The organism is Mycobacterium sp. NGS49 (assembly GCF_059812565.1).
Genome location: NZ_JCALCX010000001.1, coordinates 162,858 through 183,611 on the forward strand (window position 1 = coordinate 162,858; position 20,754 = coordinate 183,611).

20 protein-coding genes are annotated in these 20,754 nt (G+C 66.7%); 9 read left to right on the forward strand and 11 right to left on the reverse strand.

The window, feature by feature from the left end; all coding sequences use genetic code 11:
- Positions 1 to 50: 50 nt before the first annotated feature.
- From AC5Y7D_RS00780 to AC5Y7D_RS00795, 4 genes are all read right to left on the reverse strand, one after another.
- On the reverse strand, positions 51 to 329 hold the full coding sequence (locus AC5Y7D_RS00780; RefSeq protein WP_499920563.1) for an excalibur calcium-binding domain-containing protein: 279 nt from the start codon (positions 327 to 329) through the stop codon (positions 51 to 53).
- Between the two features lie 310 nt (positions 330 to 639).
- A complete protein-coding gene (locus AC5Y7D_RS00785; RefSeq protein WP_499920565.1) occupies positions 640 to 1,110 on the reverse strand; it encodes a VOC family protein in 471 nt (156 codons plus the stop codon).
- Positions 1,110 to 2,270: a M24 family metallopeptidase gene (locus tag AC5Y7D_RS00790; RefSeq protein WP_499920567.1), complete on the reverse strand. Its 1,161-nt coding sequence runs from the start codon at positions 2,268 to 2,270 to the stop codon at positions 1,110 to 1,112. Before AC5Y7D_RS00790 ends, AC5Y7D_RS00785 begins: the two co-directional genes overlap by 1 nt.
- Entirely contained in the window at positions 2,270 to 3,523 is a 1,254-nt protein-coding gene (locus AC5Y7D_RS00795; RefSeq protein ID WP_499920569.1) for a M24 family metallopeptidase, read from the reverse strand. Before AC5Y7D_RS00795 ends, AC5Y7D_RS00790 begins: the two co-directional genes overlap by 1 nt.
- A gap of 126 nt (positions 3,524 to 3,649) precedes the next feature.
- On the opposite strand from AC5Y7D_RS00795, the gene AC5Y7D_RS00800 reads away from it, so the two are divergent.
- Positions 3,650 to 4,912, forward strand: a complete 1,263-nt coding sequence (locus tag AC5Y7D_RS00800) for a cytochrome P450 (RefSeq protein ID WP_499920571.1) — start codon at positions 3,650 to 3,652, stop codon at positions 4,910 to 4,912.
- Here the strand turns inward: AC5Y7D_RS00800 and AC5Y7D_RS00805 are convergent.
- Complete coding sequence (locus AC5Y7D_RS00805) at positions 4,878 to 6,278, reverse strand: wax ester/triacylglycerol synthase family O-acyltransferase (RefSeq protein WP_499920573.1); 1,401 nt, start codon at positions 6,276 to 6,278, stop codon at positions 4,878 to 4,880. The two genes, AC5Y7D_RS00800 and AC5Y7D_RS00805, sit on opposite strands and share 35 nt — an antisense overlap.
- 87 nt (positions 6,279 to 6,365) lie before the next feature.
- Between AC5Y7D_RS00805 and AC5Y7D_RS00810 the strand changes: the two genes are divergently transcribed.
- The gene (locus AC5Y7D_RS00810; protein WP_499920575.1) at positions 6,366 to 7,745 is read left to right on the forward strand and encodes an FAD-binding oxidoreductase; all 1,380 of its coding nucleotides are present in this window, start codon (positions 6,366 to 6,368) and stop codon (positions 7,743 to 7,745) included.
- A gap of 7 nt (positions 7,746 to 7,752) precedes the next feature.
- On the opposite strand, the gene AC5Y7D_RS00815 is transcribed toward AC5Y7D_RS00810, so the two are convergent.
- From AC5Y7D_RS00815 to AC5Y7D_RS00825, 3 genes are read right to left on the reverse strand one after another with little or no spacing between them, the layout of a single operon-like run.
- Entirely contained in the window at positions 7,753 to 8,148 is a 396-nt protein-coding gene (locus AC5Y7D_RS00815) for a type II toxin-antitoxin system VapC family toxin (protein WP_499920577.1), read from the reverse strand.
- Positions 8,135 to 8,365 (reverse strand): FitA-like ribbon-helix-helix domain-containing protein, encoded by a 231-nt coding sequence (locus AC5Y7D_RS00820; RefSeq protein WP_499920579.1) that lies wholly within the window; start codon positions 8,363 to 8,365, stop codon positions 8,135 to 8,137. The genes AC5Y7D_RS00815 and AC5Y7D_RS00820 overlap by 14 nt, the downstream gene beginning before the upstream one ends.
- Before the next feature lie 26 nt (positions 8,366 to 8,391).
- Positions 8,392 to 9,810, reverse strand: coding sequence for a serine/threonine-protein kinase (locus AC5Y7D_RS00825; RefSeq protein WP_499920582.1), 1,419 nt, complete (start codon positions 9,808 to 9,810; stop codon positions 8,392 to 8,394).
- An 88-nt stretch (positions 9,811 to 9,898) separates the two neighbouring features.
- On the opposite strand from AC5Y7D_RS00825, the gene AC5Y7D_RS00830 reads away from it, so the two are divergent.
- The 4 genes from AC5Y7D_RS00830 to AC5Y7D_RS00845 are packed head-to-tail and all read left to right on the forward strand — an operon-like array spanning position 9,899 to position 14,787.
- Entirely contained in the window at positions 9,899 to 11,167 is a 1,269-nt protein-coding gene (locus tag AC5Y7D_RS00830; RefSeq protein ID WP_499920584.1) for an alpha/beta hydrolase fold domain-containing protein, read from the forward strand.
- Positions 11,164 to 13,017, forward strand: a complete 1,854-nt coding sequence (locus AC5Y7D_RS00835) for an AMP-dependent synthetase/ligase (RefSeq protein ID WP_499920587.1) — start codon at positions 11,164 to 11,166, stop codon at positions 13,015 to 13,017. The genes AC5Y7D_RS00830 and AC5Y7D_RS00835 overlap by 4 nt, the downstream gene beginning before the upstream one ends.
- A 50-nt stretch (positions 13,018 to 13,067) precedes the next feature.
- On the forward strand, positions 13,068 to 13,616 hold the full coding sequence (locus AC5Y7D_RS00840) for a TetR/AcrR family transcriptional regulator (RefSeq protein WP_499920589.1): 549 nt from the start codon (positions 13,068 to 13,070) through the stop codon (positions 13,614 to 13,616).
- Between the two features lie 25 nt (positions 13,617 to 13,641).
- Positions 13,642 to 14,787, forward strand: a complete 1,146-nt coding sequence (locus AC5Y7D_RS00845) for an acyl-CoA dehydrogenase family protein (protein ID WP_499920591.1) — start codon at positions 13,642 to 13,644, stop codon at positions 14,785 to 14,787.
- 3 nt (positions 14,788 to 14,790) lie between these two features.
- Here AC5Y7D_RS00845 and AC5Y7D_RS00850 read toward each other — a convergent pair whose 3' ends face one another.
- The 3 genes from AC5Y7D_RS00850 to AC5Y7D_RS00860 are packed head-to-tail and all read right to left on the reverse strand — an operon-like array spanning position 14,791 to position 16,396.
- A complete protein-coding gene (locus tag AC5Y7D_RS00850; protein ID WP_499920593.1) occupies positions 14,791 to 15,495 on the reverse strand; it encodes a DsbA family oxidoreductase in 705 nt (234 codons plus the stop codon).
- Between the two features lie 14 nt (positions 15,496 to 15,509).
- Positions 15,510 to 15,950: a hypothetical protein gene (locus tag AC5Y7D_RS00855; RefSeq protein WP_499920595.1), complete on the reverse strand. Its 441-nt coding sequence runs from the start codon at positions 15,948 to 15,950 to the stop codon at positions 15,510 to 15,512.
- A 26-nt stretch (positions 15,951 to 15,976) separates the two neighbouring features.
- Entirely contained in the window at positions 15,977 to 16,396 is a 420-nt protein-coding gene (locus tag AC5Y7D_RS00860; RefSeq protein WP_499920598.1) for a protease inhibitor I42 family protein, read from the reverse strand.
- 85 nt (positions 16,397 to 16,481) lie between these two features.
- Here AC5Y7D_RS00860 and AC5Y7D_RS00865 point away from each other — a divergent pair, with 85 nt between their 5' ends.
- From AC5Y7D_RS00865 to AC5Y7D_RS00875, 3 genes are read left to right on the forward strand one after another with little or no spacing between them, the layout of a single operon-like run.
- On the forward strand, positions 16,482 to 17,582 hold the full coding sequence (locus AC5Y7D_RS00865) for a DUF5685 family protein (protein WP_499920601.1): 1,101 nt from the start codon (positions 16,482 to 16,484) through the stop codon (positions 17,580 to 17,582).
- 54 nt (positions 17,583 to 17,636) lie between these two features.
- Positions 17,637 to 19,232: a Na+/H+ antiporter gene (locus AC5Y7D_RS00870; RefSeq protein WP_499920603.1), complete on the forward strand. Its 1,596-nt coding sequence runs from the start codon at positions 17,637 to 17,639 to the stop codon at positions 19,230 to 19,232.
- Positions 19,233 to 19,241: 9 nt separating this feature from the next.
- Positions 19,242 to 20,747 carry an FAD-dependent monooxygenase gene (locus AC5Y7D_RS00875; protein ID WP_499920606.1) on the forward strand — a complete coding sequence of 502 codons (1,506 nt, stop codon included), beginning with the start codon at positions 19,242 to 19,244 and terminating at the stop codon, positions 20,745 to 20,747.
- The last annotated feature ends 7 nt before the right edge of the window (positions 20,748 to 20,754 follow it).

Sequence of the window (20,754 nt, forward strand, 5' to 3'; positions counted from 1 at the left end):
TCAACCGTACCTCGCCCTTTCTCATTGAGACGGCCGCCCAGAGTGCAGCCTCAGCACTCGCAGGCTAAACCGTCACCATCGCGGTCTTGCTTCGCACAGTAGTGTGCGCTGCCCTCAGGAATATTGCACTCGCCGTTAGCCTTCGCCTGGGTGCAGTTGGCCCAATAGCAGCTGCCATCCTCGTTCAACTGCGTGCAGTTGATTTCAAGCGGGTCTGCCATTACCACCGGACCCGCACTGATGGTGGCTCCCCAGATCGTTACTGCGGGTGCCAACGCGACGAATAGTGCACGAAGCATGATCAGAACCTCGATCGTCAGAAACGCCATTGTTTGCTGACCGCAATCTAAACTGCAAGTGTTGGCCACGGCTAGTGCCGCAACTCCCCTGACCACCAGCCATCAGTCGCGCACACAGGCACGCGGGAATGACTATCGACACCGGTAATGGCCCAGTTGACGGCCCAACCCGATTGGAAAGGGATTGGGTGATGAGGCATCGTTGCCAGTTTCGACCCACGCACTCGATCGCACATACCAATTCGCGTCAGCGTGCGGCATCGGCCGTTACCGCCGTGCGATCCACGCGGGCAACAGGTGCCACGGCCAGATTTTATGTGGCGTGCCGCCAGCCACCGTACTAACCGAAGCGCTCCACGCCTACCCGAGGGGGCAGCGCAGCAAGCCAAGCATCCCCCAACAGCTCCAACAACTGCCCATCCGGATCCCGCACCATCGCCGCCCCCTCCGACACCGTCCCCTCCACCACCGACCCCCCAAACTCGGAAACCCGCTCCAACATCGAACGAAGATCCGATACCGAAAACGAAATATGCGTCAGCCCAACCTCATCCATCACCCGCCTCCACCCGACATGGACCTCGCGCCCCGAGTAATCCAGCAACTCGAGCACCAACCCGTCCCGCACCAGATACGTCGCGTGCAGCCCCACCGGCCGCGACAGCCCCAAGAGAACAGCAGTCCCCTCTTCCGGCGCATCTAACTCCCACCAGAACTCAAACCCCAGCAGCCCTTCATAGAACCGCCGCGACGCCGCCCGGTCGCGCACACACAACCCGACATGATTGAAAACGACCGGCTGCGAATCCATTACAACCTCCCGTACCGGGTCAGCACCGAGGCTCCCCCGCTCTCGATGACCACCGTGGCCCGTTCCAAACATCCGCCGACGCCGGCCTGGGTCACCCAGGACTGCACGCTCAACACCATCCCCTCCTCCAGCACCGCATCCCGCCCACGCCCCAGCCCGATCACCGGCGGCTCGGCGCCCAACCCCAACCCGTGGGCCAACAGGACCGGAGCCGAGCCAAAGCCCAACCGATCCCACGCCCGGTACAAGTCACTCCCAACAACCCCCGGCCGGCACGCCGCCACCAATGCCTCCAGTCCCGACGCACATCGCCCGGCCAGCGCCGACGCCTTCACCGACGCGCCTCCCCCGACCATCCGGGTGCACGCCAGCCCTGCCTCATACCCGGCGTACAGCGCCCCCGGCGCCAACACCACCAGCTCCCCTTCCCGCACCGGCCGATCCGACGCCAGATACCGAAACGGCACCGACCCCCGCAAAGGTGTTGCAAAACAGACACTTTCGGTCGGCGCAACCGGCGCCCCGAGTCGCGCCACCGCCTCGTAGTACACCCCCAGCAGCTCCCGCTCGGTCACCCCTGGCTGCAACGCCGACTCCATAGCACTCAGCGCCGCCTCCGAAATGGCCGCCGCCACCTCGACACACGTGATCTCCTCGGCCGTCTTCACCCGCCGTACGGCATCGAGCACCGGGCCGGCGTCCACCATCTCCCCCAGCCCGGCACCCCCGGCGAGCAGCGCGAACGACGGCGTCATCCCATCAGTCCCGATACGCTTCGCCGCACGCAAACCGGGAACAGAAGCCAACGACGCCATGAGATTCATCGGATTCCAACTCAATCCATACAAATCCTCGCGCTCGATCTCCGGAGGCACCCCCTCGTCCCACGTCGACAACAGATGCACCCGCCCGGTCGCACGCACCACCACGGCGTACGGCCCGAACGGCAGCACTCCGGCGCGCCCAAGCTGCCGCGCCCCCGACACGTAGTGCACGTTGCCCGCACCACCGAGCACCAGCGCATCGAGGCCATGAGTTTCCATGCAGGACAGCACCTTCAGGCGCCGCTCGCCCCGCAGCCAGGCGAAGTCGACCCGCGCGCCGTCCTCCAGGCTCATCATCCCGATACGCACCCCGTGATCGCGCGGCATCGGACTCATCACGCGCTCCCGAACGGCTCGTAATCGGAGCCACTCAGTTTGACCCAGCCCCGATCGGTCACCGCCACGATGTCTTCCGAGCGGTACCCGGCCGCACCGTCTTCCCAGATCACCGGCTCGAACACCACGACCATCCCAGGCTCCAAAACGAGTTTCTCGTCGAACTCCGCACCAAGGTCCGTTCCGATCAACGGCATCTCGGCACTGTCGGTACCCACCCCGTGCGCCAGGTAGAAATGCTCGATCCACGGCCGCACCCCATCATTGGCCTCGACCGCCACTTTGGAAAGTTCTGCACCCGTGACCCCTGGGCGCAGCACATCCAGGCAGGCGTCGACAACCGACCGCCACCGACGAAACTGACGGCGCTGCACAGCATTCGGCTCGGTACCGACAATCCAGGTGCGACCGTAATCCGAGGCATAGCCCTCCCACATGATTCCGGCGTCCACCCAGATGACGTCGCCGTACCGCAGGAACCGGTCAGAAGTCACCGTCGGATACGCCAAGTCGCCATGCACAGTCCACGGCCCCAACGACCGAGAAGGCGCCATCACCTGCCAGATCGGGTCGATCCCGCCCGAGGTAGCCCCCAACTCGAACACCCGCCGCAGAAACACCGCACTCAAGTCGGTCTGCCGCGTCCCGGGACGCAACGCCCGCAACGCATCTTCCATCGCCAACTCGTTGAGCAACTGCGCCTGCCGGATACACGCGACCTCGTCCGCCGTTTTGACCCGCTTGACCGCCCCCAACACCCCCGAGGCGTCCACCCACGAAATCCCGTGCAGACCGCGCATCATCGCGTGCGAGAAGTGGTCGATCCCGACCTGTGCGCCGGCGGGAAAGTGGGATGCCAGCGCGGCCGCGAATTCGTCGATCCCGTCGTCGAGATCGGGAAACAGCGGCGGGTGTAGATGGACCCCGATGGGGACCCCGTCGCCGAACGTGGTGTACAGATGCGGCATCGACTCGCCCTTGACCACGATGGCCACCGGCCGGAACAGCGCGGCCCGGTCACCGTCCATCGCCGGCGTGGCCGCACCCGCGGCGTAGGCGACAGAACTGGAACCGAGAAAAACCAGCCCGTCCCAACCGCGCGAGGACAGCTCAGCCTGCAGCCGCGCAAAGCGCTCCCGGCGCATGCGGACGAGATCGGGCATCGCCGGGATCACCGCCCCGGCGATCGTCGCTCCTGCCGCCCAACCCTCGATGACGCCACCCACTTCTTGAATACCGGCCAACAGGCGCAATAATGCAAAGATAGCCTAATAATGCTTGAGTGTCGGGTGGCGTCCGGCGGCCGCTCCCGGCCGGGTACCAGCCGAGGCTAACGATGCATGAACAGATCGATGCCCCCTGCGTGGGAAGGCTTTTCGATGGCTCGACAGACCGAGCACCCCGACGTCGTGACTGTCGACTTCGACCACCACTGCGACGAGTTCAACCTCAACGAACTCGCCATCAACGCCGAGCTGAGACGGAAGTGCCCGGTCGCCTGGAACACCAACTACGGCGGCTTCTGGTTCCTCACCAGCTACGACGCGGTGCGGCAAACCGCCAGAGACGGCGACACTTTCGCGCACAAGTACGAGCCTGACGCCGCCGACGGCATCGACTACCAGGGCGAGATGGGCGTCCCGCGCCCCGCGGGCCAACCCGCCCTGGGCATCGGCGAAGTCGACGGCCCCTACCACCAAGCGTTGAGACACGCCCTGGCCCCGTTCTTCGCACCCGGTGCGGTCGAGAAACTCCGGCCCTTCATGGAAGAGAAGGCACACGAGTTCCTCAACCGGCACATCACCGAAGGACGCATGGACCTGGTGCTCGACTACGCCAGCCCGGTCCCGGCCATCCTCACCATGAAGCTGATGGGCCTGCCCTACGACAACTGGCAGCTGTATGCCAACCTCTTCCACTCCGTCATGGCCGTCCCGCAGGACAGCCCCGAATACGCGAAGGCCATCGCCGCGGTCCCGGACATGATGCAGGGCGTGCTCGAATACGCGGCCCTGCGCCGAGGTGACCCGAAAGAAGACCTGACCAGCTTCCTGATCCAGTTCGAGTTCGAGAACGAAAGACTCACCGACGAACAACTGCTCAACATCCTGTGGAACCTGATCGGCGGCGGCGTCGACACCACCACCTCCCACACGTCACTCACCTTGCTGCACCTGGGCACCCACCCGGAGCTGCGGGACGAACTAAGGCAAAAGCCCGAGCTCTACCGCACCGCCACCGACGAGTTCCTGCGCTACTTCTCCGTCAACCAGCAACTCAGCCGCACCGTCACCAGGGACGTGACGCTGAACGGCCAGCACCTGAAAGCCAACGACAAACTCATCATCAGCTGGCTGGGCGCCAACCACGACGAGAACGAGTTCGACCGGCCCGACGAGATCGTGCTGGATCGAAACCCGAACCGGCACTTAGCGTTCGGTCTGGGCCCGCACCGCTGCATCGGATCGCATTTGGCCAGGACCATGGCCGAGGTGATGGTCAAAGCCGTCCTGGACCGCATTCCCGACTACGTGGTCGACGAAGACGGCGTCGATGTCTATCTGGGCAATCCCGCCATGACCGGACTGGCCAGGCTGCCCGTCACCTTCACACCGCGGCGCGAGGCTTGTGACCGCGCTTGACCCGCAACCTGCGACTGATCTCGAGCAGCCGCGCCACCCCGTCCTCGATCCCCGAGGCGAGCGCATCCAGGTCGGGAGCGGCGTCGTAGTCGCCGGTGATGCCGAAGACGAAATGATCGGCATAGCTGACCATCGCGATGCCGGTGCGCAGTTGTAGTGCGATCGGCGGAATCGGCAGGATCTCCACCACCCGGCGGCCCAGCAATCGCTGCTCCGCGCGGGGGCCGGGAACATTGGTGGCCAACGCGACGACGGCCTTCTGCGGCAACCGGCTCAGCAACCGAACCGTCCATGCGGAGAACATGAAGGGCACGGCCCTGCTCGCCGACACCACCGCCGTGCCGCCTTCGCGCTGGCCGCTGGCCTTGGCTTGCTGCAGCCGCTTGTGCACCAGCTCCAGCTGCGTCACCGGATCGTCCTCGTCGACGGGCAGCAACGGCAGCATCGCCGACACCTGGTTGTCGGTCATGTTGAAGTGGTTCATCCCCCGCACCGACACCGGTACCAATGTGCGCAGGGACGCGCGCCCCGGCTTCTCGCCGCGGTCGAGCAGGATCTGCCGGTAACTGGCGGTGATCGCGGCCAGGGCCACGTCGTTGATCGTCACGTCGAACGCGTCGCCGACCTCGTGCAGATCGGCCAACCGGACCCGGGCCGCACGATAGCGCCGACGGGCGGTCACCGAGCCGCTCAACGACGTCTCCGGGGCCGAGGACAGCAAACTCGCGGTCAGCTCGGCCGCACCCAGCGCGGCATGTTCGACGGCGGTCGCCGCTTCGGCGGCACTGCGCGCGATGCCGCTGACCCAGGTCAGCGGATTCAGGCTCACCCTCAGATCCCACCAGCGCCGCTCCGGCTCCTTGGCGGCGCGGATCTCGGTGGCGAAGGACTCGCCAACGCCCTCGTCACTGAATCTCGCCATCATCTGCGTCGTCGCGATGCCGTCGGCGATGCAGTGATGCAGCTTGGTCAGCACCGCCCACCGGTTGTCGCTCAAGCCCTCGATGACGAAGCAGTCCCACAGCGGGCGCTCGCGGTCCAGGCGGCGCTCCATCACGTCGGCAACGACGTCGAACAGTTCGGCGTCGCCCCCGGGGTGTGGGACGGCGAGCCGGTGCAGGTGCCGCGAGATGTCGAAGTGCGGGTCATCCACCCACTCCGGTGAACCGATGTCCAGCGGATGGGTTTTCAGCACCTGGGTGCAGCGCGGAATGGACTGGACCCGCTTGGCGAAGGCTTCGACGAACTCCTCGTGGGTGGGCGGCGGACCCTCCACGATCGACACCCCGCCGATCGCCAGGCTCACATGCGGATCGGAGTCTTCGACTTCCAGGAATGCTGCATCGAGGGCGGACAGGTGCTCCATGGCCGTTACTATCCGCTCCGACAGGTGCATAAGTGAGAGTCAGAAGTCCCCACCTGCCAGGGCCGAACGAACGATAGGTTGATCTCGATGAGCGAAAAGACAGCGCGGTTCGCGGAGATCGTCGGTGCTGAACACCTCCTCGCCGGGGACGCGATCCCCGCGGACTACTCCCATGACGAGGAGTTGACGCAGCCTGCGGTGCAGCCGGCCTACGTCGCCAAGCCCGCCACCGCCGACGAGGTTGCGCAGCTGCTCAAGGCGGCTTCCGAGCACGGGGTGCCGGTGACGGCGCGCGGTTCCGGGTCGGGCCTGTCGGGTGCGGCCCGTCCTTTGCCGGACGGGCTGCTGATCTCCTTCGAGCGGATGAACAAGGTCCTCGAGGTCGACACCACCAATCAGGTCGCCGTCGTACAGCCCGGAATCACCCTGACCGAACTCGACGCTGCCACCGACGAATACGGACTGCGCTACATGGTGTATCCGGGCGAGCTGTCCGCCAGCGTCGGCGGCAACGTCGGCACCAACGCGGGCGGGATGCGCGCGGTCAAGTACGGGGTGGCCCGCCACAACGTGCTGGGGCTGCAGGCGGTGTTGCCGACGGGCGAGATCATCCGCACCGGCGGCAAGATCGCCAAGATCTCGACGGGCTATGACCTGACCCAGCTGATCATCGGATCCGAAGGCACGCTGGCCCTGGTCACCGAGGTGATCGTCAAGCTGTATCCGCGGCTCGACCACAGCGCCACGGTGGTCGCGCCGTTCGCCGACTTCGACCAGGTGATGACGGCGGTGCCCCTCGTGCTGGCCGCCGGGCTGGCGCCCTACATCCTCGAGTACATCGACAACATGACGATGGCCGCGATCATCCACACCCAAAGCCTCGAGTTGGGCATTCCCGACCGGGTCCGCGATAGCTGTGCGGCGTATCTCGTTGTGGGACTTGAGAACCGGACGTCGGAGCGGTTGGACGAGGACATCGAACGCACCGGTGAGTTGCTGGCCGAGTTGGGTGCCGTCGACGCGTACGTGCTCGAAGGCGGGTCGGCGCGCCGGCTGATCGAGGCGCGGGAGAAGGCGTTCTGGACGGCAAAGGCCATCGGTGCCGACGACATCATCGACACCGTGGTGCCGCGTTCGGCGATGCCGAAATTCCTCAGCACGGTGCGCGGGTTGGCGGCCGCGGCGGGCGGCGGCGTCGCGGGCTGCGGGCACGCCGGCGACGGCAACGTGCACCTGGCCATCCTGTTGAAAGACCCGGTGGCCCGCAAGCAGTTGATGACCGACATCTTCGCGCTGGCAATGGAATTGGGCGGTTCGATCTCCGGGGAGCACGGGCTGGGCCGCGCCAAGACACCGTATTACCTGAAGCTCGAAGACCCTGCCAAAGTTGCTCTGCTGCGGCGCATCAAGGAGAGCTTCGACCCGGCGGGCATTCTGAATCCCGGGGTGGTGTTCGGGGACGAGTGAGCAGGCATCAGCCGGCCACCACCTCGATTTCACAGCGGATCCCGCAGGCTCGCGCCAGCCGGGTATCCGCGGTGACCAGCGTGACACCCAGCACCTCGGCCAGCGCGATGTAGGCCGCGTCGTACGGCGTCACCGCATGTCGAAGTTCCCAAATACGTTGCAGCACCGCCTGATGCGAGCATCGACGCAGCGGTAACACCGCCAGATCCTCGACCGCTGCTGCCGCTCGTCGCGCGGTCATCAGTTTGGCGGCGACATGACGGCGCCACACCGAGACCACCTCGAGGTCGACCAGTTCGGGCGCAGCCAACGAGTCGCCCACCAGACGATCCCGAAACTGTTCGCCGCCGTCCCCGTCATCGCCCAGCGCAACAGCCAGCACGCTCGCATCAACGACGATCACGCTCAGCCCGGATGAGTTCGACGGCAGCCCTGCTCGACACCCGACCACCCCGACATGCGGCCACGCGCTCGAACACTTCTTCCACGGTGGGTTGACTGGCCTCGGCGATCAGACGGCTCCGGAGGTACTCCTGCAGCGACTGATGAGCGCGTGCCGCCCGTTCTCGAAGCACTCGGTGCGTGTCGTCGGGAACGTCCTTGATTTGCACGCTGGGCATGGCGCCAGATCACAAGTCGGCCGGCGCTAACCGCCCCCGGAGTACTGCAACGCCGGTTCCGCGGAATCGACATGACTGCCGCTCAGAATGGTGAGCATCTGTGGACGTATCTGGTAGCGCACCCCGTTGGCCGGGTTGGTGACGTCGAATCCATCGGAAGCCTTGACGGCGTTGGCGAGCTCGATGTGGGCGCCGTCGCTGATCCGTTCGCCTCGGTAGTAATAGCTTTGCGGCCCGGCCTGACACACCACCACGAGAGACTTCGCGGTACGCAACACCGCCGCCGCCGGATTGCCTGGGTCGCAGCGCGCCGTATGCCCCACGAAACCCAGCCCGTCGGCACCATCCACCGGACGTGACAGCGACGGCGTCGTCGACGTGGTACCCGGCAACGCCGACGGAGACGGACCCGGCCGGCTCCCGAAGGCCAGCACCGCCGCGATCACCGCCGCGATCGCCAACAGCAACACCGCGAAAGCGCCGACCATCACCGGCAGCCGCCGGCCGCGAACCGGCGGAGCGGGCGAAACCACGGGCGGCGGATAGGGGCTGTAGCCGGTGTCCTCGGGATTGGGGTAGTTCGTCGCGAACGGCCGGGTGCCCGACGGCGGGCTGATCACCGCGGCCGCGGCGCGAGCCAGTTCGCCGGCGGAAGCAAATCGGGCCGCCGGCTGTTTGGCCATGCCCATGGCGATCACCCCGTCGAAGGCCCGGTCGATCCCGCGACGCATGATGCTGGGCCTGGGCGGCGCGGCGAAGACGTGCGCGCTCATCACCTGCTGCGGTTCGGAGAATTCGAACGGCGGACTGCCCGTCAGGCATTCGTAGAGCACGCAGGCCAGCGAGTAGACATCGGTCGCCGGGCCCACCCCGTCACCGCTGAACCGTTCCGGCGCCATGTACACATACGAGCCGATCGGTAGTCCCGCGGCGGTCAAAGTGGGATCGCCGCTGCCCCGGGCGATGCCGAAGTCGACGACATAGGCGAAGCCATCGGCGTTGAGCAGCACGTTCTCCGGTTTGACGTCGCGGTGCACCAGCCCGTCGGCGTGGGCTGCGTCCAGCGCCGCGGCCACCTGCGCGATGATCGGCACCGCCTGCCCGGGGTCCAGGGGCCCGCGCGCCGCCAACAGGTCTTTCAGGCTGCCGCCGTCGACCAGGCGCATGTCGATGAACAGCACTCCGCCGATCGCCCCGAAATCGTGGACCGGGATCACGTGCGGTTCCTGCAGCCGGGCCGCGATCTGGGACTCGCGCCGGAAGCGCTGCTGGTATTGCGGGTCCGCGGCCAGATCCGGACGCAACAGCTTCAACGCGACCATCCGGCCGCGAAGGGTGTCATAGGCCCGGTACACCTCGCCCATACCGCCCGTACCCAGCAGGGATCGCAGTTCGTACGGTCCGAACCGGGTCCCTACCCGCGACCCGCCACGCGGCGAAGTCATACGACGATCCTTGCTCCCACGTCATCATCTCCGACCACCCACCACTGAGGTCGACAGGTCTACCGACCTCACCTCGTAAGGTGACCGCATGCGGACAGTTCGAATCATCCACATTCTCCGGCAGATCGCCTCGTTGGTGGTCACCGCGGTGACCGCGGCTTCCACCCTGAACGCATACCGGCCGCTGGCGCGCAGCGGCTACCCGTCGCTGTTCTCGTGGATTTTCGGTCTGGTCGTCACCGAGTTGCCGTTGCAGACGCTGGTGAGCCAGGTCGGCGGGCTGGCGTTGGGGGCACAACGCCTGACGCGGCCGGTGCGGTCGATTGCATTCTTGGTGGCGGGTATCTCGGCGCTGGGTTTGCTGAATTTCAGTCATGCGGGCCGCCGGGCCAATGTCCCGTTGACCGCCGCGTTGAACAGCGGGCTGGGACCGGATCGCCGCACCGACTCCGTGGGTCTGTGGCGTCGCCCGGCCGGCGATGGCACCGCCAAGAACCCTGGACTGCTGCGCATGCTGCGGATCTACCGCGACTACGCCCACGACGGCAACATCAGCTACGGCGAATACGGTGGCGCGAACCAACTGGACATCTGGCGACGGCCGGATCTCGATCTGGCCGGAAAGGCGCCGGTGCTCTTCCAGATCCCCGGCGGTGCCTGGACAACGGGTAACAAGCGTGGACAGGCTCACCCGCTGATGAGCCACCTGGCGGAGCTGGGTTGGATCTGTGTGGCCATCAACTACCGGCACAGCCCGCGCAACACGTGGCCCGCCCACATCGTGGACGTCAAGCGCGCCCTCGCGTGGGTGAAGACGCACATCGCCGAATACGGCGGCGATCCCGACTTCATCGCCGTCACCGGCGGTTCGGCCGGCGGGCATCTGTCTTCGCTGGCGGCGCTGACCCCGAACGATCCGCAATTCCAGCCCGGATTCGAAGACGCCGACACCCGGGTGCAGGCGGCCGTACCGTTCTACGGCGTCTACGACTTCACCCGATTCGACGACGCGATGCATCCGATGATGCCGGCGCTGCTCGTCAAGTCCGTTGTCAAGCAACGTCCGGCGACGGACTTGCAGCCGTATATCACCGCATCACCGGTCAACCACGTCAGTGCCGACGCGCCGCCGTTCTTCGTGCTGCACGGCCGCAACGACTCACTGGTTCCCGTCGAGCAGGCGCGTGGCTTCGTCCAGCGGCTGCGGGAGTCGAGCAGCCAGCCCGTCGTCTACGCCGAACTTCCCTTTACCCAACACGCTTTCGACATCTTCGGCTCGGCCCGCGCGGCACACGCTGCCGTTGCCGTCGAGCAGTTCCTGGCCCAGGTCTACGCGACAACGATGGGGAACAAATGACCGGCGATGCTCCAACGGAAGTCCGGCACCCCAGCGGGGTGCTGGTGTCCACGCTGCCACAGGCTTTCCAGCAGACCGCAGCCATGCGGCCCGACGCGGTGGCCATCCGGACGATGGGCGACCAGGTGGTGATCACCTGGCGCCAGTACGCCGATCGGGTGCGCAACATCACCGCCGGGTTGGCGGCGCTCGGGGTCCAGCACGGCGACACGGTCGGTCTGCTGCTGCGCAACCGTCCGGAGTTCCATCTGGTCGACACCGCCGCCATGCATCTGGGCGCAACGCCGTTCTCGATCTACAACACCTCGGCGCCCGACCAGATCCGCTACTTGTTCGGCAATGCCGACAACAGGATCGTGATCACCGAGAAAGACTTCCTGCCGGCGGTTCAGGCCGCCGGGACCGAACTCAGCCACGTGATCCTGGTAGACGGGGATGTCGACGCCGATCTCGATGGCTGCCTCACCCTGCAAGGCCTGGAAAAACTGGGCGCCGAAACGGATTTCGAGTTCGAGTCGGCATGGCGGGCGGTACGGCCGGATGACGTCGCAACGCTCATCTACACCTCGGGAACCACTGGGCCGCCCAAGGGGGTCGAGCTCACCCACGCCAACGTGATGGCCGAGTTCTCGGCGATCGTCGATCTGCTCGAACTGCAGACCAGCGATCAGATCACCTCGTACCTGCCGCACGCGCACGTCGCCGACCGGGTGACCGGCCACTACGCGAATATGGTCCTCGGAGTGCAGGTGACCGATGTGTCCGACCCCAGGGCAATCGCGCAGGCGTTGCCGGACGCACGCCCCACCGTGTTTCTCGGGGTGCCGCGCGTATGGCACAAAATCAAGACCGGGATCGAAACGAAGCTGGAAACGGCGACCGGGCTCAAGAGGCGGTTGGCGCTGTGGTCCATCGACATCGGTGTACAAGCCGCCCGCCAGACGTTGGCCGGCAAGTCCCTTTCCACCTCACTTGCCCTGCGCCGCAAGGTCGCCGACCGCCTCGTGCTGGCCAAAGTACGCGACGCGCTCGGTCTGGACCAGTTACGCTGGGGAGTGACCGGAGCAGCCGCCGTACCGGTCGAGACCATCGAATTCTTCTGGGGGCTGGGCATTCCCGTCTACGAAGTGTGGGGAGAATCGGAGTGCGTGGGCGGCGCAACCTCCAATCGGCCCGGCGCCAACAAGGTCGGTTCGGTCGGAAAAGCGCTGCGCGGCGTCGAGATCGCCCTGGCCGACGACGGCGAACTGCTGATCCGCGGACCGATCGTGATGCGAGGCTACCGGCATCAGCCGGAGAAGACCGCGGAGGCGGTCGACGCCGAGGGCTGGTTGCATACCGGTGACATCGGCACCATCGACTCCGAAGGCTTCGTCACGATCGTCGACCGCAAGAAAGAGCTGATCGTCAACGAGTCCGGAAAGAACCTCTCCCCCACCAACATCGAGATGGCCATCCTGGACAACTCGCCGTTGATCGGCCAAGTGGTCGCCATCGGCGATGACAGACCCTACGTCACGGCGCTCATCGTCCTCGACAGCGATGCCGTCGCCGCACACGCCGCCACCCTCGGAATGGCCGACGCGTCGGCCGCCGCCTTCGCGCAACGTCCCGAGGTGCGGGAAGAACTCGCCGCCGCTGTCCGCGAAGGGAACTCGAAGCTGTCCCGCGTCGAGCAGATCAAGCGGTTCCGCATAGTCGGCACGTCGTGGGAACCGGGTGGAGACGAGCTCACCCCGACGATGAAACTCAAACGCAAACCGATCGCAGAGAAATACGCCGCGGAGATCGCCAGTCTCTACGCCCAGACGCCCGGGCCGGACGTCATCAACGTCAGCAGTTCTGCCTGACATTCGCCCTGGGCGCGGCTTACCCGAAGAGGATCCGTAGGCTGCGGCCTATGGCAACCGGTAGCCGTCTGACGGTGGACGATTGGCTGCAGGCCGGTTACGCGATTGTGGCCGACGAAGGCCTCCACGCGCTCAAGTTGGACCGGCTCTGCAACCGTCTCGACGTGACGAAAGGCAGCTTCTACTGGCACTTCGCCGACATGGCGGCCTACCGCCAGGCGCTGATCGAGTCCTGGGCCCGTCTGAAGGACGACGAACGCCGCGAGATCGAGCAGCTCAGCGACGCCGAACCGCGCGAACGGCTGTCCCACATGATGGCGTCGCTGACACGGCCGCGCCACTGGACCCTGGAGCGGGCGATGCGCGAATGGGCGCGCTCGGACCAGAAGGTCGCCGCAGCTGTCAAAGCGGCCGACCGCCGGCTACTCAAGCAAGTGCGACAAGCCTTCCGCGACTACGGTTTCGACGACGATGAGGCCGACCTGCGGGCCAACACCGCTTTCGCCGCCGGCATCGGACTGCTCCATCTGTCCGGCCCGACGCCGAGAAAGCAGGCCCACCAACGCGAGAAGTTCCTGGCCTTCCTGCTTCGCCGGTGACTATACCAAAAGGTATGGTGAACGCATGACGGCCATCACCGACGACTTCGTCGAACGCTTGCAGGAGCGCGCCCGGGAAGCCGAAGAACTGCGCCGGTTACCGGACGCCACCGTCAAGGAACTGTGCGAATCCGGCTTCACCGAGCTACTCAAGCCGGCGGGCTACGGTGGCCGACAAGCGCACTTCACAGCGATTCTCGATCCGGTACGCCGGATGGCACACGGCTGTGCCTCGACGGCCTGGACCGCCGCGTTCTACACCCTGCATACCTGGATGCTGTCGCTGTTCGACGAGCAGGCCCAGGCCGAAGGCTTCGCGACCCAGCCGTTTCTCGCCTCGGCCCCGTTGGCCCCGACCGGCCGCGGCACCCCGGCCGACGGCGGAGTGACCCTCAGCGGACGCTGGTCCTGGGCCACCGGCGTGATGGACGGCAACTGGGCCATCGTCGGCGCGCTCTGCGGCCCCGACGACGCGATCTACCCGGCGCTGGCCCTGCTTCCGGCCGCTGAGATCGGCATCGTCGACGTCTGGCACACCGACGGCATGTGCGCCACCGGGTCCAACGACATCGTGGCCGAGAACGTCTTCGTTCCCGAGCACCGCCTGGTCAGGATCGCCGACATCTACGCCGGCACCACACCGGGCGCCACCCTGCACGACGCCGACGTCTACCGCTGGCCCCTGGTGCCCGCACTCGCACTCACCGCCGCCATGCCCGCCCTCGGCGCCGCCGAACGCGTCACCGAGATCTACACGCAGCGCCTCAGCGAGCGCGTCATCGCCTACGAGGGCACCAGCCAGAAAGACAAACCCGCCGCCCAGGCCCGCCTCGGCCAGGCCCGCGTCCGGTTGCGCGCCCTGCACGGGCTATTGCACGACACCACCGGGCGCATCGACGACATCCTGGCCACCGGAAACAAAGTGCCCAAGGCCGTGCGCGCCGACGCTCGCCTGGCCGCCGCACACATCGTCAGGGAATCGCGCGGCGTCATCGCCGACCTGCTCGAAGCGTCCGGGGCCGGCGCGCACTTCCTCGACAACCCGTTACAGCGGGCCAAGCGGGACGTCGACGTGATCAGTGGGCATGTGATCTTCGACTACGACACCAGCCGAGAACTGGCCGGCGCCTTGGCAATCGGGCTGAGGATCTCGCCGATCGCGATGGTGTAGGTCTCAGGACCGCCCGGCCAGCCGGTCGACGTCGATGACCTCACCCCGGTTGATGCTCACCCAGTCTCGCCCGTCCAGATAGGGACGCAGGCTGCGGCCGATCAGTTCGGCGTCGGCCGCCGACTTGGGCCGCTGCAGTTCGTACACGTGCGGCAATTCGGCCATGCCGGTGACAACGTTCCAAAGCTTCAGCGCGTCGGACCCCTTCGGCGGGTCCACCAGCACCGGCCCGAACAGGCACTGCCCGTCCAGGAACAGCGTCGGCACCCCGTACCCGCCCGCGTCGACGACCCGCTGGTGTTCAGCGCGCACCTCGTCATGCGTGCTCGAATCGGTCAGCGCGGCGTCGAGAACCTCTGCGTCGGAACCGATTTCGGTGAGCAGACGCCGCGCCACCGCGGGGTCGTGCGGCTTGCCCCCCAGGTCGTGCAGTTCGTGGCCGATCGCGGCATACCAGCGGTCCAGCAACGACATGTCGGTCCGGCGCAGCAGCGCCCCGATCCGCATCAGCGACCACCCGTAGGACCAGTCCCGCTCCCACGGATGTTTCTTGCCCTCGACGCGGTTGATCTCCTCGAGGCTGAAGAACCGCCAGTCGATCGTGATGCCCAGCTGATCGCGCACGTTCCGGATCCACACCGAAGTCTGGTAGGCGAACGGACACATCGGATCGAAGTGAAAATCCACCGTGACCCCATCCGACTGCATAGCCGCACTCCTCTCTAGTGCCGGGGACGCACCCCGGCCGCGCGATACACGAACATCGGCTCCAGCCGATACTTCACCGTCGTGGCGGGCAGCGTCTGCAGCACGGCGTCGGGAACCTCATGCCGATAGACCAGTTTCATGGTTCCACTGAATACGTGGTCCACTTCGCCCAGCTCGATTTCGATGACCAGGCCGTCGCTGCTGATCGTCGCGATGGCCGGACCCGGCTCGGGGTTCCACGCGCAGTCAATGGCCCGCAGGAAGGGATCGTCGCCGGTGGGGAACGTGGCGACGATCCGGTCCTCGCTGAAAGCGAACATGCCGCGATAGCGGGCGACACCCGCCGGCGAGTACACGTCCGGCACGTGGCCGCTGAAGCTGCGGCTCACCCGCACCCGCGCAGCCATGAAGATGATGCCCTCGGCGTCGAGCTGCTCGCGCAACTGCTTTGTCACATTGGAATATCTCGGCCAGCGCCTCACTACTGCACCGTGACGTTCGCGGTGAACGTGCACGTCGGCGCGGCGTCCCCGACGACGCTGCCGTAGTTGGCGACGATCGTCGTCTTCCCGGACTTCAACGCCGTGAACGTCCACACGTCGGTGCCGGGTGCGCCCATCCGGTCGGTATTTCCGCGCACGTACTCGTGGCCGGTCTGCTTGACGACCGCGGCGTCGCCCAACTTCGGGTCCGCGGTCCACCGGTACGGCGTGCTGTGGTTGGCGCCCAACGACAATCGGAGCGTGTCGCCGACCGCGAGTGTGACGTCGCGGGTGATGGTGCTCTGATTCAGCACCTCCTCCATCGGGACGTCGATGGTTTTCGTCTCGGCCTTGGTCGGGCTCGAACAACCCACGAGCATGACCAGAGCAGCGAGGGCGGCCATTAGCTTGACCTTCATCCCTGCACCATAGCCCCCACCACGCGCATTCAGCCGCACGTCCCATATCCGCGCGCACCAGCAAACCGTCCGGTACTTTCAATGCGTGTTTGGGATCATCCGGCCCTGTCGGCATCGGCTTGGCGGCGAACTCACCGCAGCCTGGCGCGCCCAGCTCTGTGGCCTGTGTCTGGCGTTGCGCGACGACTACGGTCAGGCGGCGCGCATCGCGACCAACTACGACGGCCTGATCGTCTCGCTGTTGGTCGAAGCCCAGTCGGAGGCAAAGCCGACGCGGCGCACGGCCGGGCCGTGCCCGTTACGCGGCATGAAGCGCGCGGACGTGGCGACCGGGGAATGCGTGCGACTGGCCGCCGTGGTGTCGCTGGCGTTGGCCGCCGCCAAAGTCCGCGACCACGTCGATGACCGTGACGGCCTGGTCGGGGTGGCCGCGGTGCGTCCCACCGCGCGACGCATCGCGCAACGCTGGGTGCGCCGCGGCACCGAGACCGGGCACGAGTTGGGTTTCGACGCCGGAGTATTGGTGGCCGCGATGGACCGCCAAACCGAACTGGAAGCTTCGGCCGGTCCGGGCAGTTCGCTGCTGACGGTCACCGAACCCACCGAGACCGCCGTCGCGGCCGCCTTCGCCCACACCGCCGTGCTGGCCGGCCGCCCCGCCAACGAGGCGCCGCTGCGCGAGATCGGGCAGCTGTTCGGACGGGTGGCGCATCTGCTCGACGCCGTCGAGGACTACCGCGAGGACGTGGCACGCGGCAAGTGGAATCCGTTGGCCGCCACCGGAACAACGCTTGAAGAGGCGCGCACCCGGTGCGACGACGCGGTACTGGGCATCCAACTGGCGCTGGCGGACGTCGAGTTCACCGACGGGCGGCTGCCCAGGAGGCTGCTGACCAAAGAGCTCAGACGCTCCGTCTCCCGCACTTTCAACAACTACCCCAACGGGCCCTCGGGAACCCCGCACGGCCAGCAGGACGGCATCAATTTCGGCAATCAGCCGTTCACCAACTACCCCGGCGAGATTCCGCCCGGTCAGGTTCCACCCGATCCGCAGCGCAAACAGAGCTGCTGGGACAGCTGCACCGACGCCTGCTGCTGTGAGTGTGAATGCGACTGCTGCTGCGACACCTGCTGCGAGGGCGATGGCTGCTGCTGCGATTGCGGGGACTGCTGCGACTGCAGCTGAACAGCGGCCTCGGTCGCCGCGCCGACTCTTCAGCCATGCGCAAGGATGGGACGGGTGTTTGCGCTTGTCCTCATCGTTGCGCTGGTTACCACCGTGGTCCTGGGCACCCTCCTGGGCCGGCGTTTTCGCGTCGGTCCCCCGGTGCTGCTCATCTTCCTCGGCGCCCTGCTCGGGCTCATCCCCCGCTTCGCCCATGTCCACATCGAAGGCGAGCTGGTGCTGCTGCTGTTCCTGCCGGCCATCCTGTACTGGGAGAGCCTGAACACCAGCTTCCGCGAGATCAAAGCCAACATGCGGGTCATCGTGATGACCAGCATCGGCCTGGTCATCGCCACGGCTTTCGCGGTGTCCTGGACGGCCCGTGCGATGGGCATGGAATCGCATGCGGCCTCGGTGCTGGGCGCCGTACTGTCCCCCACCGACGCCGCCGCCGTCGCCGGCCTGGCGAAGAAGTTGCCGCGCCGGACGCTGACCGTGCTGCGCGGTGAAAGCCTCATCAACGACGGCACGGCGCTGGTGCTGTTCGGCGTCACCGTATCGGTCGCGGTCGGCGGCAGCGAGGTCGGCCCGCTGGCCCTCACGCTCCGATTCGTCTACTCCTACCTGGGTGGCATCGTCGCCGGGCTGGTCGTCGGCGGCCTGGTGACGTTGTTGCGCCGGCGTATCGACGCGCCGCTCGAGGAGGGCGCGCTGAGCCTGCTGACGCCGTTTGCGGCGTTTCTGCTTGCCGAGACGACCGGATGCAGCGGCGTGGTCGCGGTGCTGGTGTCCGCGCTGATGCTCACCTATGTCAGCCCGCGGGTCATTCGGGCCCGCTCCCGGCTGCAGGCATTCGCATTCTGGGACATCACGACGTTCCTGCTCAACGGCTCGCTGTGGGTGTTCGTCGGCGTCCAGATCCCCAACGCCATGCACGGAATCGCCAACGTGGAAGGCGGGATTCGCCACGCGACCTACCTGGCCCTGGCCGTGACGGGCGTGGTCATCGCGACCCGGTTCGCCTGGGTGGAACTCACCACCATCCTGGGGCTGGCCATCGACCGCACCACCAACCGGCCGACCCGTCACGTCCCGTTCCGGCAACGCAGCGTGACCAGCTGGGCCGGCTTCCGCGGAGCGGTCTCGCTGGCCGCGGCGCTGGCGGTCCCGCTGGAGATGCGCAATGGCGCGCCCTTCCCCGACCGCAGCATGATCATCTTCGTCGTCTCCGTCGTCATCCTGGTGACCGTCCTGGTCCAGGGCAGCACGCTGCCCATGGTGGTCAGGTGGGCGCGGCTGCCCGAAGACGTCGCCCGCGCCGAGGAGGTGCAGCTGGCCCGCACCCGCGCCGCCGAAGTCGCGCTGGAGGCGTTGCCGCAGGTCGCCGCCGAAGTGGGGGTCGGCCCGAAGCTATCGGCGCGGCTGCAGAAGGAATACGAGGAAAAGGCCCTACTGGCCGAAGCCGACGGTGACAGCTCCGACGACAGCAACCACCTCACCGAGGCCCGGGACAAGATCCGGGAGGTGCACCTTCGCGTCCTCGAGCGCAAACGCCAGGCCATCACCGAACTTCGCGACCAGCGGCGCATCGACGACATCGTGCTGCGGGAGATCCAGCAGACCATGGACCTCGAAGAGGTGCGGTTGCTCGGTCCCGCCGACGTGGATTAGGGGCGCGGCATGGTTGACGAACACACCCGAGTCGTCATCTCCGGCGCGGGACCCAATGGGCTGATGCTGGCCTGCGAGCTGGCGCTGACCGGAATCCGGCCCGTCGTGCTCGATCTGCAGCCCGGGCCCAGCCTCGAACCCAAAGCCAATGGCCTTGTCGGACAGGTCGTTCGAATGCTCGACCAGCGTGGCCTGTACCGGGTGTTCACCGGCGACGACGAACCGCCGCGGCCTGCTCCGGGCTGGATGTTCGCCGCGATGCCGCTGGATTTCCTGCACGTGAGCGACAACCCGATGTACGCAATGCTGATGCCGCAACCGCGGCTGGTGCGCCTGCTGGAGAAACGGGCGCGCGACCTCGGCGTCGATCTGCGCTGGGGACACGAACTCGTCGGACTGAGAGCCGATCCGGTGACCGTGACGGTCTCCTCAGCCGAGCGGGACTATGTCATCGCCGCCGACCATCTGGTGGGCGCCGACGGCGGGCGGAGCCTGGTGCGCAAGATGCTGGGCATCGGATTTCCGGGCAGCACCTCGGATACCATCGGCCGGCTCGCGCACGTGGGTATTCCTGAAGAGCTCCGCGACGGCGAAGGGGCACTGGTGATTCCGGGGTACGGTCGGCTGCCCTTCGGCCACACCCGGGTGGACCGGGGTGGGCTGATCTACGCCGAGTTCGAGCCGGGCCGGTCGATGTTCGGCACCTTCGAATTCGGCCCGCCCGTCGAAGACCCGCCGATGAGCATCGCCGAACTGCGCGACAGTGCCCGCCGGCTGCTCGGTGTCGACCTGCCGTTGGAAGAACCGAAAGGGCCCGGCCCGCATGCGCTTCGGCGTATCAACGGGTGGAACACCCGGCACGCCGAACGTTACCGCGACGGCCGGGTGTTCCTGCTCGGCGACGCCGCCCACGTGCACAGCGCCATGGGCGGCCCGGGTCTGAACCTCGGCCTGCAGGACTCCGTGAATCTCGGCTGGAAGCTGGCGGCGCAGATCAACGGCTGGGCACCGCCCGACCTGCTTGACACCTACCAGTCCGAGCGCTATCCCGTGGGCCAGCGCGTCATGATGCACTCACTGGCGCAGACCGCGCTGATGAGCCCCGGTCCGGAAGTCGGTGCGCTGCGCGAGCTGATGGGTGAGCTGTTCGCCATGCCGGACGTGACGCGACACATGGCCGCCCTGTTGGCCGGATCCGATGTGCGCTACGACATCGGCGACGATCATCCGCTGTCGGGCCGGCTGGTGCCCGATCTGACGCTCGACGACGGGCGGCGCGTCGCCGAGCTGCTGCACGAGGCCCGCCCCGTGTTGCTCGACATGGGGGGCGGCGAGGCGGTGCGGGCGGCCCGTGGGTGGGCTCACCGGGTCGACACCGTCGAACTGACCGAAGGGCCCGCTGCAGCGATGCTGATTCGCCCCGACGGTTATATCGCCTGGGCAACAGACGAATTCGGGTCCGCCGATCCGCTGCGCGCCGCGTTGGAACGGTGGTTCGGCCCGGAACACGGGTAGCGTCACC